Source organism: Variovorax sp. J2L1-78, from assembly GCF_030317205.1.
Lineage (GTDB): Bacteria > Pseudomonadota > Gammaproteobacteria > Burkholderiales > Burkholderiaceae_C > Variovorax > Variovorax arabinosiphilus.
This window is the reverse complement of record NZ_JASZYB010000002.1, coordinates 175,105-189,866: the sequence shown is the minus strand read 5'-3', so window position 1 is coordinate 189,866 and position 14,762 is coordinate 175,105. Positions and strand designations below refer to the sequence as shown.

General features: G+C 68.1%; 15 protein-coding genes. 6 read left to right on the top strand and 9 right to left on the bottom strand.

Annotated elements, in window-relative coordinates:
* The first annotated feature begins 30 nt into the window (after positions 1-30).
* Positions 31-1,296, top strand: coding sequence for a class I SAM-dependent methyltransferase (locus tag QTH86_RS14685; protein WP_286646962.1), 1,266 nt, complete (start codon positions 31-33; stop codon positions 1,294-1,296).
* Between the two features lie 5 nt (positions 1,297-1,301).
* The gene (locus QTH86_RS14680; RefSeq protein WP_286646961.1) at positions 1,302-1,628 is read left to right on the top strand and encodes a DUF1840 domain-containing protein; all 327 of its coding nucleotides are present in this window, start codon (positions 1,302-1,304) and stop codon (positions 1,626-1,628) included.
* A 2-nt stretch (positions 1,629-1,630) separates the two neighbouring features.
* Here the strand turns inward: QTH86_RS14680 and QTH86_RS14675 are convergent, their stop codons facing one another.
* The 4 genes from QTH86_RS14675 to QTH86_RS14660 form a co-directional block, all read right to left on the bottom strand.
* Positions 1,631-2,647 (bottom strand): Bug family tripartite tricarboxylate transporter substrate binding protein, encoded by a 1,017-nt coding sequence (locus tag QTH86_RS14675; RefSeq protein ID WP_286646960.1) that lies wholly within the window; start codon positions 2,645-2,647, stop codon positions 1,631-1,633.
* 80 nt (positions 2,648-2,727) lie between these two features.
* Positions 2,728-3,702, bottom strand: coding sequence for an alpha-ketoacid dehydrogenase subunit beta (locus QTH86_RS14670; RefSeq protein WP_286646959.1), 975 nt, complete (start codon positions 3,700-3,702; stop codon positions 2,728-2,730).
* Positions 3,693-4,715 (bottom strand): thiamine pyrophosphate-dependent dehydrogenase E1 component subunit alpha, encoded by a 1,023-nt coding sequence (locus tag QTH86_RS14665; RefSeq protein WP_286646958.1) that lies wholly within the window; start codon positions 4,713-4,715, stop codon positions 3,693-3,695. Before QTH86_RS14665 ends, QTH86_RS14670 begins: the two co-directional genes overlap by 10 nt.
* A 151-nt stretch (positions 4,716-4,866) precedes the next feature.
* Positions 4,867-5,844: a tripartite tricarboxylate transporter substrate-binding protein gene (locus QTH86_RS14660; protein ID WP_286646957.1), complete on the bottom strand. Its 978-nt coding sequence runs from the start codon at positions 5,842-5,844 to the stop codon at positions 4,867-4,869.
* Between the two features lie 192 nt (positions 5,845-6,036).
* Here QTH86_RS14660 and QTH86_RS14655 point away from each other — a divergent pair, with 192 nt between their 5' ends.
* Complete coding sequence (locus QTH86_RS14655) at positions 6,037-7,032, top strand: SDR family oxidoreductase (protein ID WP_286646956.1); 996 nt, start codon at positions 6,037-6,039, stop codon at positions 7,030-7,032.
* Positions 7,033-7,261: 229 nt separating this feature from the next.
* Here the strand turns inward: QTH86_RS14655 and QTH86_RS14650 are convergent, their stop codons facing one another.
* Entirely contained in the window at positions 7,262-8,605 is a 1,344-nt protein-coding gene (locus tag QTH86_RS14650; protein ID WP_286646955.1) for a cytosine deaminase, read from the bottom strand.
* A gap of 92 nt (positions 8,606-8,697) precedes the next feature.
* On the opposite strand from QTH86_RS14650, the gene QTH86_RS14645 reads away from it, so the two are divergent.
* A complete protein-coding gene (locus tag QTH86_RS14645; RefSeq protein ID WP_286646954.1) occupies positions 8,698-9,894 on the top strand; it encodes a glycosyltransferase in 1,197 nt (398 codons plus the stop codon).
* Here QTH86_RS14645 and QTH86_RS14640 read toward each other — a convergent pair.
* The gene (locus QTH86_RS14640) at positions 9,886-10,806 is read right to left on the bottom strand and encodes a LysR family transcriptional regulator (protein ID WP_286646953.1); all 921 of its coding nucleotides are present in this window, start codon (positions 10,804-10,806) and stop codon (positions 9,886-9,888) included. The two genes, QTH86_RS14645 and QTH86_RS14640, sit on opposite strands and share 9 nt — an antisense overlap.
* Before the next feature lie 102 nt (positions 10,807-10,908).
* Here QTH86_RS14640 and QTH86_RS14635 point away from each other — a divergent pair, with 102 nt between their 5' ends.
* Positions 10,909-11,556: a pyridoxamine 5'-phosphate oxidase family protein gene (locus QTH86_RS14635; protein ID WP_286646952.1), complete on the top strand. Its 648-nt coding sequence runs from the start codon at positions 10,909-10,911 to the stop codon at positions 11,554-11,556.
* Here QTH86_RS14635 and map read toward each other — a convergent pair.
* Both map and QTH86_RS14625 read right to left on the bottom strand, forming a co-directional pair.
* Positions 11,541-12,332 (bottom strand): type I methionyl aminopeptidase, encoded by a 792-nt coding sequence (gene map / locus QTH86_RS14630; protein ID WP_286646951.1) that lies wholly within the window; start codon positions 12,330-12,332, stop codon positions 11,541-11,543. The two genes, QTH86_RS14635 and map, sit on opposite strands and share 16 nt — an antisense overlap.
* Entirely contained in the window at positions 12,332-12,586 is a 255-nt protein-coding gene (locus QTH86_RS14625; protein WP_286646950.1) for a ParD-like family protein, read from the bottom strand. Before QTH86_RS14625 ends, map begins: the two co-directional genes overlap by 1 nt.
* Before the next feature lie 158 nt (positions 12,587-12,744).
* On the opposite strand from QTH86_RS14625, the gene QTH86_RS14620 reads away from it, so the two are divergent.
* A complete protein-coding gene (locus QTH86_RS14620; RefSeq protein ID WP_286646949.1) occupies positions 12,745-13,239 on the top strand; it encodes a GNAT family N-acetyltransferase in 495 nt (164 codons plus the stop codon).
* 120 nt (positions 13,240-13,359) lie between these two features.
* Here QTH86_RS14620 and QTH86_RS14615 read toward each other — a convergent pair whose 3' ends face one another.
* The gene (locus QTH86_RS14615) at positions 13,360-14,754 is read right to left on the bottom strand and encodes an MFS transporter (RefSeq protein ID WP_286646948.1); all 1,395 of its coding nucleotides are present in this window, start codon (positions 14,752-14,754) and stop codon (positions 13,360-13,362) included.
* Between the last annotated feature and the right edge of the window lie 8 nt (positions 14,755-14,762).

Here is a 14,762-nt window from a genome sequence, read left to right as displayed (position 1 = left end):
GGCGTCGCGGTGCTGGGAAAAATCATCGACATGGCCAGCCTGATACCCAAAATCGAATCCCAACTGGCGTCGCTGCCGGTTCCCATCGCGCTCCAGCTGCCTGACGGCAGGACCGTGTCGCAGCCCGGCTCGCGGGTGACGCTGGCCTTCACCGACTGGACCTCGCTCGCCAAGCTGGCCGCGCGACAGGTCGGGGCGATCGGCGAGGCCTATGTCGAGGGACGGGTGCAGATCGAAGGTGCCATGCGCGACCTGACCGATGCCGCAGCCGGCCTTCTGCCCGGCAACCCGGTCGAGACGGACACCGGCTGGTGGTCGCGCATGATGCGGCGGGCCAAGTCCCGCGGCTCGCACACGCTGGGCAAGGACGCCGCGCAGATCGAGTTCCATTACGACGTCTCCGATGATTTCTACGCGCTCTGGCTCGATGCGCGACGGGTCTACTCGTGCGCGTACTACCGCACCAGCGATCTCACCCTCGCGCAGGCCCAGGAAGCCAAGCTCGACCACATCTGCCGCAAGCTCATGCTCCAGCCCGGCGAGCGCTTCCTCGACATCGGCTCCGGCTGGGGCGGGCTGTTGCTGTGGGCGGCCGAGCACTACGGGGTGGACGCCACCGGCATCACGCTGTCGAAGAACCAGCATGCGCACGTCACGCGGCTCATCGAAGAGAAGGGCTTGCAAGGACGGGTGCGTGTCGAGCTGCGCGACTACCGCGAACTCGATCCGGCCCAGCCTTTCGACAAGATCTCGTCGGTCGGGATGTTCGAGCACGTCGGTCGCGCCAACATGCCGACCTACTTCCGGCAGATCTACGCGCTGCTGGCGCCCGGCGGCCTGGTCATGAACCACGGCATCACCTCCGGCCGGCTCGACTACCAGCAACTGGGCGCCGGCATGGGCGACTTCATCGAGAAGTACATCTTCCCTGGCGGTGAGCTGCTGCACGTGACGCAGGTGCTGCGCGACATGGCCGGCGCCGGGCTGGAGATGGTCGACACCGAGAACCTGCGGCCGCACTATGCGCGCACGCTGTGGGCCTGGTCGGACGCGCTGGAAGCGCAGCTCGACGAGGCGCGCGCTGTGCTCCGTCGCACCAGCGGCGACGACGCGCGCGCCGAGCGCATCCTGCGGGCCTACCGGCTGTACCTGGCCGGTTCGGCGATGAGTTTCGAGCGCGGGTGGATCTCGCTGCACCAGATGCTGGCGACGCGACCGGACGGCGATGTGGCCAAGGGCCCGATGCGCGGTGCGCAATCGGTGTACCCTTTCGCCCGAGACTTCATCTACAAGTAAACAACATGCTCTACCGCTTCAAATCGCAGGCCACCGCCGATGTCGTGATGCTCGAACCCAACGCGCGCCAGTTGCTGGACATCATCGGCAAGGCCCCCGGCCCGCAGGGCATCATCACCAGCGAACAGATCCCTGCGGCCGTTTCGGCCCTCGAAGCCGCGGTCGGCCGCGAGCACGAACAGCACCGCCACAACGGCGATGCGTTCGCTGCCGAGAACCATGAAGAAACTGCCGAGCGCGAGCATGTCGCGCTGCACCAGCGGGCCGCCCCGCTGATCGACATGCTCAAGCGCTCCGCCGCCGAAGGCAAGGACGTCGTCTGGGGCGTCTGACCTCAGTCGACCTTGGCGCCGGAGTCCTTCACCACCTTCGCCCACTTCGCGTGCTCGCGCTCGATGTGCTTGGTGAACTCGGCGGGTGAGTTTCCGCTGGGGATGGCGCCCTGGGCCAGGAGCTTTTCCTGCATCGCCGGCGTGCCGAGCGACTTGGCCACTTCCTGCTGGATGCGGTTGACGATCTCGGGCGGGGTGCCGGCCGGAGCCAGCAGGCCGAACCATGAGCTGGCCTCGAAGCCCTTGAGCTGAGGGCCGCCGGCTTCTTCCACCGTCGGCACATTGGGCAGCGCCGGCGATCGCTTCGAACTGGTCACGGCCAGCGCCACGAGCTTGCCGCCCTTGATCTGCTGCATCGACGACGGCAGGTTGTCGAACATCACGTCGGCGTTGCCGCCGACCATGTCCATCAGGGCCGGGCCCGAGCCCTTGTACGGGATGTGCGTCATGAAGCTGCCCGTCATGCTCTTGAACAGCTCGCCGGCCAGGTGGATCGAGGTGCCGCTGCCGCTGGACGCCATGTTGAGCTTGCCCGGGTTGGCCTTGGCGTACTTGATGAAGTCCTGGACGTTGTGGATGTTCAGTTCCTTCGCCTTGTCGGTGTTCATCTCCATCACGTTCGGCACGGCGGCCACGAGCGTGATCGGCACGAAATCCTTGATCGGGTCGAAGGGTAGCTTGGGGTAGAGCGCGCGGTTGATGCCGTGCGTGCCCACGGTGCCCATCAGCAGCGTGTAGCCGTCGTTCGGCGCCTTGGCGACGATGTCGCTGCCCACGTTGCCGCCGGCGCCCGCGCGGTTGTCGACGATGAACTGCTGGCCGAGCGCCTTCGAGAGCTCGGGCGCCATCGCGCGCGCGAGGATGTCGGTGGTGCCGCCGGCCGCGAAGGGCACGACGATGCGCACCGGCTTGTTGGGCCAGGCGCCCTGTGCCCAGGTGGGCGCGGACAGCAGGAGAAGGGCGCCGGCCGCCGTAGCGGAAAGGACGGCGCGGCGGGAGCGACGGGTGGAAAAGTTCATCCCGGGGTTGTACAGGCGAAGCCCGGCGCGGTGTCGCAGGTAAAACCCCCGTTCAGAAACGCGCCGCGATGCCGATAACGTCAGTCGACCAGCCGGCGCGCCGCCGCCGAGATTGCCTCGGCGCCGACGCGCGACTGCGCCTCCAGCACCGCCGCGTAGCCGACCGGAATGCGCGGTGCGCCGAGCCGCGCGATGCGGCAGCCGGTGGCCTCGGCCGCCGTCGCGGCGATCTCGGCGCCGAAGCCGGCCGCCTGCACCGCCTCGTGCACCACCAGCAGGCGCTGCGTCCGGCCGCAGGATTCGAGCACCGTTTCGCGGTCCCACGGCCACAGCGTGCGCAGGTCGATCAGGTCGATGGCGATGCCCTGGTCGGCCAGGGCGGCGCAGGCTTCGGCGCAGGCATGCACCTGCTTGCCCCAGCTCACCAGCGTGAGTGCGGTGCCTTCGCGCAGCCGCGCGGCCTGCCCCAGCGGGATCGTGACCGTTTCGTCGACCGGTTCGCGCAGGCCCCACAGCGCCTTGTGCTCGATGTAGACCACCGGGTCGCCGCACTGCATCGCCGCGCGCAGCAGGGCGTGGTTGTCCTGCGGGGTCGACGGGCACACCACCACCAGGCCCGGCATGTGCGCGAACCAGGCTTCGAGCGACTGCGAATGCTGCGCGGCCGAGGCGTCCCAGATGCCGCCCGGCATGCGCGCGACCAGCGGCACACGGCCCTGGCCGCCGAACATGAAGCGGTTCTTGGCGGCCTGGTTGACCAATTCGTCCATGCCGCACAGCGCGAAGTCGACCACACGCATCTCGACCACCGGGCGCAGGCCGGCCAGCGCCATGCCGACGCCGGCGCCCATGATCGCCGCCTCGCTGATCGGCGTGTCGATCACGCGCTGGTCGCCGAAGCGCTGCTGCAGGCCCTTGTACTGGCCGAAGATGCCGCCGCGGCCGACGTCCTCGCCGATCACGACCACCTTCGGGTCGGCTTCCATCTCGCGCTGCACCGCGAGCGCGGCGGCTTCGGCGTAGCTCATGTCGACAGGAGCGGTTGTCAGTGCCATTGGCCGGCTCCGGTGGTCTGGACATCGGTGAAGGCGGCGGCGGCATCAGGCCAGGGCGCTTCGGCGGCAGCCACCAGTGCGGCCTCGACTTCCGCATGCGCATCGGCATCGGTGCCGTCGAGGGCCGCTGCTGCGATGCCCGCACGCAGGCAGGCGGCGCGCGCCCGGGCGATCGGGTCGGTGTCCAGCGCCGCGGCCAGTTCGGCCGGGTCGCGGTAGGCCGCGGGGTCGACCGACACGTGGCCCTTCACCCGGTAGGTCAGTGCGTGCAGCAGGCGCGGCCCGCTGCCGCTGCGCACCGTGTCCACCAGCCGGGCGGCGGCGGCATGCACCGCGAACACGTCGTTGCCGTCGACCTGCGTCGCGGCGATGCCGAGCGCCTCGGCGCGGGCCGACGCGCCGTCGCCCGCCGTCATCGGGCCGCTGGCGGTGGTGGCGCTCCAGCGGTTGTCCTCGCAGACGAAGAGCACCGGCAGGCCATACACCTGCGCCCAGTTGAGCGATTCAAGAAAGGGCCCGCGGTTGATCGCGCCGTCGCCGAAGAAGCACACGGTGATCGCGTCCTTCTTCTGGAGCTTCTGCGCATGTGCCGCACCCACGGCGATCGGCAGCCCCGCCGCCACCACGCCATTCGCGCCCAGCATGCCCACCGAGAAATCGGCGATGTGCATCGAGCCGCCCTTGCCGCCGTTGAAGCCGGTCGCCTTGCCGAAGAGCTCGGCCATCATGCGACGCAGGTCGGCGCCCTTGGCCAGCGTATGGCCATGGCCGCGATGGGTCGAGGTGAGGTAATCGGCCGGCTTCAGGTGCACGCACACGCCGGCGGGCACGGCCTCCTGCCCGGTCGACAGGTGCAGCGGCCCGCGGACGCGAACGCTGCCGGTGGCCTGCTGGCCGTACGCGCTGACGCCGCCCTGGCTCGCGATCTCGGCGGCGTTCTCGAAGGCGCGGATGCGCGCCATGGTGCGGTAGAGCGCGAGCGCCCGTCCGGGGTCGGGAAAGTGCGAATCCATGAATCTCCGGCGCACGCGGGGCGCATGCTTTTCGTGGCCGGAATCGTAGGCGGCGCATCCGGTACGGTCTGCGCGGAGTAACCCGGAACGGGAGCGAAAAAAAGCCGCCGGACCCGAAGGCGCGGCGGCTCGTGGCGATGGCGGTTGGCGATCAGTCCGCGTACGCGCCGGCAGCCTTGATGACCGGGCCGAAGCGGGCGACTTCGGACATCACGAACTTCTTGTGCTCGGCCGGCTCCACGCGGTTGTCGGTCACCACGACCGCGCCCAGGCCTTCTTCCTTCTTGATGAACTCCGGGTCCTTCAGCGCAACCTTCAGGGCGTCGTTCAGCTTCTTGAGCACCGGTGCCGGCGTGCCCTTGGGCGCGTACAGGCCGTGCCAGATCGTCACCTGGAAGCCCTTGAGGCCCGATTCGTCGGCCGTCGGGATGTCCTTGAGCGCCGGCGTGGTCAGGCGCTTGAGTGTGGTCACGGCGTAGGGCTTGACCTTCTTGGCTTCGATCTGGCTCGTGGTGTTGGTGGTCTGGTCGCACAGCAGGTCGATCTGGCCGCCCAGCAGGTCGGCGATGGCCGGTGCCGTGCCCTTGTACGGCACGGTGGTCATCTCGGTCTTGAGTTCGTTCTGGAACAGCAGGCCGCACAGGTGCGAGGCCGAACCGATGCCGGCATTGCCCAGGTTGACCTTGCCCGGGTTCTTGCCGATCCACTCGCGCATTTCCTTGAAGTTCTTCGCTTCGAGCTGCGGCTTGCCGATGATGGTCATGGGCACGTCGTTGATCATGCCCAGGTACTCGAAGTCGGTCTCGTAGTTGTAGGGCAGCTTGCGGTAGAGCACCGGCGTCGTGGCCATGCCCACGTGCGTCAGCAGCAGGGTGTAGCCGTCGTTCTTGGCGCGGGCCACCTTGGCGTTGCCGATGGTGCTGCCGGCGCCGGCGGTGTTGTCCACGACGATGCTCACACCGTCGAGCGGCTTGCGCAGCGCTTCGGCCAGGTCGCGCGCGACGCGGTCGGTCGGGCCGCCGGCCGCGAAGGGCACCACGATGGTGATGGGCTTGCCGCCCGGGAAGTCCTGGGCCAGGGCGCCCGTGGCCATCGTGGCGAGTGCGGTCAGGGCGAGCAATTTCTTCATGATGCAAACACTCCGGAGGGTCGAAAGGGCGCGATCTTATCGGCTGAGCAGCACCTGACGAATCCCGAAAAGCCCTTGGTCGACGGGCATTTGTGCGCATTCTTTCGGTCCACATGCGGCATTGGACGACAGCACGGCACACGCGGCGGCGGAAGCATCGTCTTTTCACTTTCCAAGTCCAGGAGTCGCTGCATGGCCCGCACCCCCGCCTCGAAGACAGGCACCCGTTCGCTCGTCGACACCCACCGCGCCATTCAGCGCAGCCAGGACGCGCGGGACCGCGCCGCGCCCGCGCCGCGCAAGACGACGAAGGCCGTGCAGGCCGGCGCTCGCGTGCAGCCCGAGACGCTGACCGGCCAGAAACTCGCCAAGCCCGGCCGTGAGAAGGACATGGCGCTGCGGCCGCGCTACACGGCGCCCGGCTACCAAGGCAGCGGCAAACTCGCCGGCATGAGCGCCATCGTGACTGGCGGCGATTCGGGCATTGGCCGCGCCGTAGCGGTGCTGTTCGCACGCGAGGGCGCCGACGTCGCGATCGTCTACCTGAGCGCGGAGAAGGCCGATGCGGAAGAAACCCAGGCCGCTATCGAGGCCGAAGGCCGGCGCTGCCTGCTGATCCAGGGCGACGTGCGCAAGTCCGCCTTCTGCCAGCGCGCCGTCGAACGCACCGTCAAGGCCTTCGGCCGGCTCGACGTGCTGGTGAACAACGCCGCCTTCCAGATGCATGCCGACGCGCTGGAAGACATCAGCGACGAGCGCATGGACCTCACGCTGCAGACCAACATCGGCGGCTACATGCGCATGGCGCGCGCGGCGCTGCCGCACATGAAGACCGGCGCGTCGATCATCAACACCGGTTCGCGCACCGGCCTGCAGGGCAGCCGGAACCTCATCGACTATTCGGCCACCAAGGGCGCCATCCATGCCTTCACCAAGGCGCTGGCGCTCAACGTGATCGACCGCGGCATCCGCGTCAACGCGGTGGCGCCGGGGCCGGTGTGGACACCGCTCAACCCGGCCGACAAGAAGGCAGCCGACGTGAAGAAGTTCGGTAAGGAGACCGACTTCAAGCGCGTGGCGCAGCCGGAAGAGCTGTCGCCGGCGTACGTCTTCCTGGCCTCGCCGGTGTGTGCCGGCTACATCACCGGCATCGTGCTGCCGGTGACGGGCAGCGTGGCGGCGATCTAGGGCCTGTTGACGCTATTTCCGGCGTTGCGAAGGCATGCCCAGGCGGGCCGATCAAGGAGCGCAACACCGAGTGGCCGGCCTGGGCATGCCTTCCCTTCGGGTTGCCCGGCGCAGGGGCCGTCTGCGGCGTTGCCCGCGCTTGCAAGGCTTCAGCCTTGCTGCGCGCGGGCGCCTTGCATCCAGCCCCTGGGCCGGGCAACGCAATCTCCGGGAATAGCATTAACAGGCCCTAGGCGGCCATCAGGGCGTCGAGCTCGCGGTAGTCGGGCAGCGTGGTGTCGATGGCGCGCCCCGCGCGGATCACCGTCCGGTCGAACTGCGTGCGGGCGAGCATCTCGGAATAGCTGCGCGCCTTGAGCACCAGCAGGTCGGCCGGCCCGCCGACCTTGAGAATGCCGCGGTCGAGGCCCATGATGGCCGCCGGCGTTTCCGTCGCGGCGCGGATCCAGTCGCCCAGCGGATGGTCCAGGTGCAGGATCTTCACGGCCTGCGTGAAGGTGTCGAGCATGTCGTGGTCGCCGTAGGCATAGAAGGGGTCGCGGCAGTTGTCGCCGGCCACCGCCACCCGCAGGCCGCGTGCCTTCATCTCGTGCAGCACCGTCACGCCGCGCCAGCGCGGGGTGCGTGCCTGGGGGCTGCGGTCCTGCAGATACATGTTGACCGTCGGCAGGCTTACGATGTCGATGCCGGCTTCCTTGCAGGCCGCGATCGTCTCCTCGATGAAGTCGTCGGTCTGCAGCGCGAGCGAGGTCACGTGGCCGCACAGGATGCGGCCTTTGAACTTCTGCGCGATGGCCGTGCGCGCCACGCGAATCAGCGCGCGCGCGGCCGGGTCGGTCGACTCGTCGACATGCAGGTCGAGATCGAGCCCGCGCTCCGCCGCCAGCTGGAACACGCGCACCAGCGCCTCGTCCAGATCGGGCGGCATCGTGTCGGCGGGGTAGGTCATCGACTTGGTGACGCAGCCCAGCCGTCCGCAGCTCTCGGCCACGATGTCGGCCAACTGCCGGCCTTCGTCGGTCAGAAAGATGTTGAGCGGCGCGATGGAGGAGGCCTGCAGTTCGATGCGGCCTGCCCAGCGCTCGCGCATCTCGCGGAACACCGGGAACGAGATCGCGGCCTGCGGGGCCAGGGAGTCGAGGTGGGTGCGGATCGCGACCACGCCCTTGGCGTAGGCGGTGCGCAGGCCGAAGTCCATGCGCTGTCGCACGTCGTCGGCATGCCAGTTGGCGGTACGGTCGCGACCGGTCGCTGCGCCCGCACCGGCCCCGTCACCGGTGGGGTTGGGCTGGCGCGGCCAGATGTGGCCCTTGTCGAGGTGGGTGTGCACGTCGACCATGCCGGGCAGCACCATCGAGGCGTCGAGGTCGGGCCCGCTGGCGGCGTCGAAGCTGCCGGCCGGCGCGATCGCGTCGATGCAGCCGTGGGCGATGCGCAGGTCGACGGCGATCAGGTCGCCGTCGCTGCGTGGCTCGACCGCCGGCAGGTCGGCCTTGAGCAGGCAGCGCGGGGCGCGCAGGTTGCGCAGCACATAGGCGTCTTGCGCGGGCGGCTGGAAGAAGGAATGGGTCATGGGAAAAGTATGGCCGAAGGCGCTCGGTGCTGCCCGTGGTCGGATGAACGGCCGGGTAGGATCGCGCTCCGCCGCTCGCACGCCACGCCTTGATGCCCTCGCTCGACCCAGACCCGCTGTTTCCCGTCCCGCTTTCGCCATTGGCCTTTCGCCGCTTCCCACGCACGCTGCGGCGATGGACGGCCGGACTGCTCGCGCACCGGCTCGGCCAACCGCTCAAGCGCTGGCGTTTGGGGCTCGCCAACTGGCGCGCGTCGAAGCCCTACCGCCGCGATCCGGCGACGATCTTGCTAGCGGAAGACCAGGGGTGCGTGGTGGCCGTCGGGGATTTCGGCGGCAAGACCGGGCTGTCTCGGGCCGCGCATTACGAAGCCGTGCGGCTGCAGCGTCGGCATCCCGGCCTGGTCCTGCTCAGTTTGTCACCGCAGCCTGCCGGTATGCCTGCCGTCGATGGCCGTGACCTGGGCACGGTGTCGCGCCTGTATCTGCTGTGCCAGCCGAATCGCTATCGGCGTGCGCTCCGGCTGTTCAGCCCCGAGCAGCTTGCCGGGGCCCACCGCACCGGGCTTTGGGCCTGGGAGAACGAGGTTTTCCCGCGTGCCTGGCGCTTTGCGCTGCGCATCGTCGACGAGGTCTGGACGCCCTCTGCCTTTTCGCAGGCTGCGATCCGCAACGCCTCGACTTTGCCCGTGGTCGTCGTGCCGCACCACGTCATGGTCGACCTTTCGATCGCGGCGACCGAGCGCGCCGCGTTCCATGTGCCTGCCGCCGCCTTCCTCGGCATCGCGATCATGGACATCAAGATGTGCCCGGAACGCAAGAACCCCTGGGCCCACGTCGAGGCTTGGCAGAAGGCCTTCGGCGACAGCGCCGAGCATGTCCTGCTGATCAAGATGCGCTGTTCGTCGGCGACGCGGGTGGTCGAGCATGAGTTGCGCGAGATGATCGGCGCGGCTGGCAACATCCGGCTGGTGCGGCAGGACTTCTCCGATGCCGAGCAGGTCGCGTTCCAGCGGATGGCCGACGTCTATGTGTCGCTGCACCGCGCCGAGGCCTACGGCCTGAACATCCGCGAGTTCCTGGAGATGGGTACGCCGGTGGTCGCCACGCACTGGTCGGCCAACACCGAGTACGGCCCTGACTTCGCGCATTACCGCGGCGTGCGCGCCGGCCTGGTGCGCTACCGCGACTGGATGGGTCACTACCCCGACGCCGGCTTTTCCTGGGCCGATGCCGATACCGACCACGCAGCGCGCTTGCTGCGGGAAGTCGCCGACGCCTCACGCTGATGACGAGAGGCCAGCCTCGATCGCCTCTCTCAGCCGCGGCGCCGCGACATCGAGAAACCGGCGCATTTTGAGCGGCATCTGCCCGCGCGAGACATGCACGAGGTGCACGGGGGCAGGCTCCGGTTCGTAGGCTTCCAGAACGATCCGAAGCGCGCCGCGCCCGATGGCCTCGACGGCCTGGTAGTGCAGCAGGCGCGTCACGCCCACGGACAGGCTCGCTGCGTCGGCGGCGGCCTCCGTCGTCGTCACCGACAGGCGTGGCCGGATGGGCACGTCGATGGCCGTTCCTGAGCGCGGGTGTCGGAAGCGCCAGGACGGCGAGGGCAGGGGCGTGTCGACCGCCACGCACGCGAAGCGAAGCAGATCGGTGGGCGCCTGCGGCACGCCCTGCGCCGCGAGCAGCGCAGGGCTGGCGCAGGTCACCATCCGCATCGTGCCGATGGCGGTCGCCACCATCGAACTGTCCGGGAGCTGGCCGATGCGCACGGCCATGTCGACATGGTCGTCGACCAGGTTCACATGGCGGTCGGACAGCACGAGCCGAACGTCGATCGCGGGGAAGGCCGCCAGGAAGTCGGCCACGACGGGCAGCACGTGCAGGCGGCCGAACATGATCGGCGCGGTCACCACCAGTTGGCCTTTGGGTTCCATGAATTCGCCGGCGGCGGCGTGCTCGGCCTCCTCGACCTGTTCGAGGATGCGGCGGGCCGCGGCGACGTAGGCCACGCCGGCATCGGTCAGCGTGAGCTTGCGCGTGGTGCGGATCAGCAGCCGCGCACCCAGCCGTGCCTCGAGCTCCGAAATCTTGCGGCTGAGCGTGGCCAGCGGGACCCGCAACCCACGCGCCGCCGCCGACAGGCTGCCCGTCTCGGTGACCGACACCAGCATCGACATGGCTTCCAGGCGGTCCATCGATCATCCTTCCGAAATTCGGGAGAGAGTTTCCTGAAATCGCTGGATTATCAAGTTGAATGGAAGGGCGCACCATCGAGCCTTCATCGATTGGAGGTTGGCATGGCTTACGGTTTCATGGACATCGCATCGACACCCAGCGTCCGGGCAGCGCAGGCGTCGATGGGCGCCGATCACCTGTGGCAGGACTTCAAGGGGCACCGCGACTTCGACCGCTTCACCGAGAACGAGGCCGCCTTCATCGCCGAACGCGACAGCTTCTACCTGGCCACGGTGTCGGAAACAGGATGGCCCTACGTCCAGCACCGTGGCGGCCCGCGTGGCTTTCTCAAGGTGGTCGACGACCGGACGCTGGCCTTCGCCGACTACCGAGGCAATCGCCAGTACATCAGCACGGGCAACCTCGCGGCCACCGACCGCGCGAGCCTGTTCCTGATGGACTATGCCCATCGCGCACGCCTGAAGATCTACGCGCACATCGAAGCCGTCGCGCTCGATGCCGACCCTGCGCTCACGGCGCTCGTCACCGTGCCGGGCTACAAGGCCAAGCTCGAGCGCATCTTCCGCGTGCGGCTGGAGGCTTTCGACTGGAACTGCCCGCAGCACATCACGCCACGCTTCACGGAGGAACAGGTCACCGAGGCGGTCCGCCCGCTCCGGGAAAAGCTGGAGGCGTTGCAGGCCGAGGTCGATGCACTGCGTGCGCGGCCCCAAGGCGAAGGGGCCATTGAGCTTCAGACCGGCGCGTAGGAGCCCGTGCCGCCCGGCCACGGCGTCAACACCTCGTAACCCTCGGGCGTGACCGCGACCATGTGCTCCCACTGCGCGGACAGGGACCGGTCCTTGGTCACGACCGTCCACCCATCGGGCAATTGACGGGTTTCGCGCTGGCCGGCGTTGAGCATCGGCTCGATGGTGAAGACCATCCCCGCCTCGAGCCGGAGCCCGTCTCCGCGCCGCCCGTAGTGCAGCACCTGCGGCTCGTCGTGGTAGATCTGCCCGATGCCGTGCCCGCAGTATTCGCGCACCACGCTGAAGTGCTCGCGTTGCGCGACCGACTGGATGGCATGGCCGACATCGCCCAGCGTCGCGCCGGGCTTCACCTGCCGAATGCCGGCCAGCAGGGCTTCGTAGCTTGTCTCCACCAGACGCCGAGCCAGGGGGCTGGGCTCGCCGACGAAGTACATGCGGCTGGTGTCGCCGAACCAGCCATCCTGGATGACGGCGACATCGATGTTGACGATGTCGCCCCTCTTCAGGATCTTGCTCGCGGACGGGATGCCGTGGCACACCACCTGGTTGACGGAGGTGAGGATGGTCTTGGGATAGCCCTGGTACCCGACGTTGGCGGGAATGGCACCCTGGACATTCACGATGTGCTCGTGGCAGATCCGGTCGAGCGTCTCCGTGCTCACACCCGGCACGACATGGGGCGCGATCATGCCGAGGACTTCCGCAGCAAGCCGGCCGGCCCGCCGCGCCATCTCCAGTTGTTCGGCGGATTGGATGGGCACGTCGTGCGCCATCAGTGCTTTCTCGTCGCAGCCGCGCGAGGCTTGCCCGGTTGGGGCGTGGCAGCCATGGTGATGTCCAGCCCCCCCGCGAGTTCGGCCCGTATCAACAGCTGGCAGATCTCGCGGTGGTCCAGTTCCGGATGCATCTCGGTCAGCATGCCGACCCGCATCCAGTGCTCTGCCTGCGCATTGATCGACCGGCTGAGAGCATTCCCTGCGACACGCAGGTTCTCGTGCATCAGGTCTGAAATCTTGACGATACCCATGGATGGCCTTTGTATGAAACGTATACGAAGTATATGCATTTCATGTGGCGATGGCCCTTCGGCCGCCTGCCGTCGGCGCTGCTGCAAAATCCGGGCATTCAGTCCATGCCGAGTTATTTGTGGCGGAGACCCCGTTCCACGCAACGGCCGTACGCACCATGACGCTATCGATCGAACCGTTGGAAGAGCGCCACTTTCCCGGCCTTCGAGAGGCGCTGGACTCCGTTGCACGCGAGCGGCGCTTCCTTGCCTTCACGGAGGCGCCACCCCCAGAACAAGCGTTGGCCTTCTACACCGCCGTGCTCACCAACCGATGGTGCCTTCGGGTGGCCACTGTGGAAGGCCTGGTCGTCGGATGGTGCGACGTCCTGCCGACGCATGGTCAAGCGCGCGCGCATGTCGGTCACCTGGGAATGGGCGTCGTCTCGGAGGCAAGAGGACGAGGCATTGGTTCGGCGCTCCTGCGCGCTGCCGTGGAGGCGGCCTGGGCATCCGGTCTTACCCGCATCGAACTGTCCGTGCGCTGCGACAACGCAAGAGCCAGGGCGCTGTACGAACGTCACGGCTTCGCGGCCGAAGGCCTGCTGCGCCGCGCCTTCAGGCTGGACGGCAAGTACTTCGACGCCGTCGCGATGGCCCTTCTGCGGGACTGACGGACGGACCGTCGCGAGAGCGTGCGCCGGAGCGGTTCGCCGCGCGCGGCCTGACCCTCCTGCAAGCCATCTCGCCTTCGAGCCATTGCCAAGGCGGCATGCAAGATGGCGGGGAAGCGCTCAACCGCGCTGTACCGCCGTCTCCGCATGGGCATGCTTGTTCAAACCGAGGTAGCTCAGGACGCCTCCCGCGGCCAGGAGAGCGACCGCCAGGGCAATCGACACATGCATGCCATGCAGAAAGAGGCCTGGTTCCGTGTCCCGCACGAAGAACCCGCACACGGCCACCCCCAGCATGCCGCCGATCTGACGAGCCGAATTGAGGACGCCTGAAGCGATGCCTGCGTGCGCGGCATCGACCGATGACAACGTCGCGTTGGTCATGGTGGGGACAACCAGCGCGATGCCGCTGGCTGCGAGCAGCATCGGCAATACCAGTGTCAGATAGGCGTGGTCTGCGCTGACCGGAAGGAGCAGCAGATAGCCCAGCGACGCGAGCGCCAGTCCGGCGACCATCAGTGCTCGCGTGCCGACGCGCGCGACCAGCCGTCCGGCAACGATGTTCATGACCATCAGGATGGCCGTCATCGGCAAGAAGGCCAGGCCGGTCTGTTGCGGAGAGAGCTGCTGGACCGCCTGAAAGAACAGGCTGAAGACGAACACCAGCCCGTAGTAGGCAAAGTTCACCACCAGGCCCACGGCAGTCGCGATCGAGAAGGTCGCGCTCCGGAACAGCGACAGTGGCAGCATCGGCGCCTGGCTGCGTTGCTCCAGCCAATAGAACGCGGTTGCGCTGAGGAACGACAGGGCCATGCCGCCGCAGACCCAGGGATGCAACCATCCCAGCCGACCCGCCTCCGTCAGCGCGGCGGTCAGCGATGCGAGTGCGAGGATGGCTGCGAGCTGACCCGGCACGTCGAGTCCACGGCCTGCCTTCGCGACGGCGGTGGGCGCATAGCGCAGGGTCAGTGCCAATCCGAGCGCGCCGATCGGCAGGTTGATGAGAAAGATGCCGCGCCATCCCACCTGCGCGATGAGCAGGCCGCCCAGCACCGGGCCGGCGGCCAGCGCGATACCTCCGGCCGCTCCCCACCAACCGACCGCGCGGCTGCGTTGAGAAGGGGTCGGAAATGCCTGCTGAAGCAGCATCAGGGAACTGGGAACCAGCAGCGCCGCGCCCATGCCCTGGACGATGCGCGCGACCACCAGCAAGGCCAGGCTCGGCGCAAGACCGCATGCGAGGGAGGCTATCGTGAACACGACGAACCCCGCCACGAAGATCCTCTTGGCGCCTAGCCGGTCACCCAGCGCGCCGCAGGTCAGGAGCAGCGCCGCAAACACCAATGTGTAGGCATTGACGACCCACTGCAGCCCCGCGACATCGGTGCCGAAATTGAGGCGCAACGTCTCGAGCGCGACGTTGACGACGCTGACATCGAGCAGCACCACGACGAAGCCCAGGCCTGCTGCGACCAAGGTCGCGCGCTGGCGGCGGTCAAGTGAAACGGTAGCCATCGATCGGC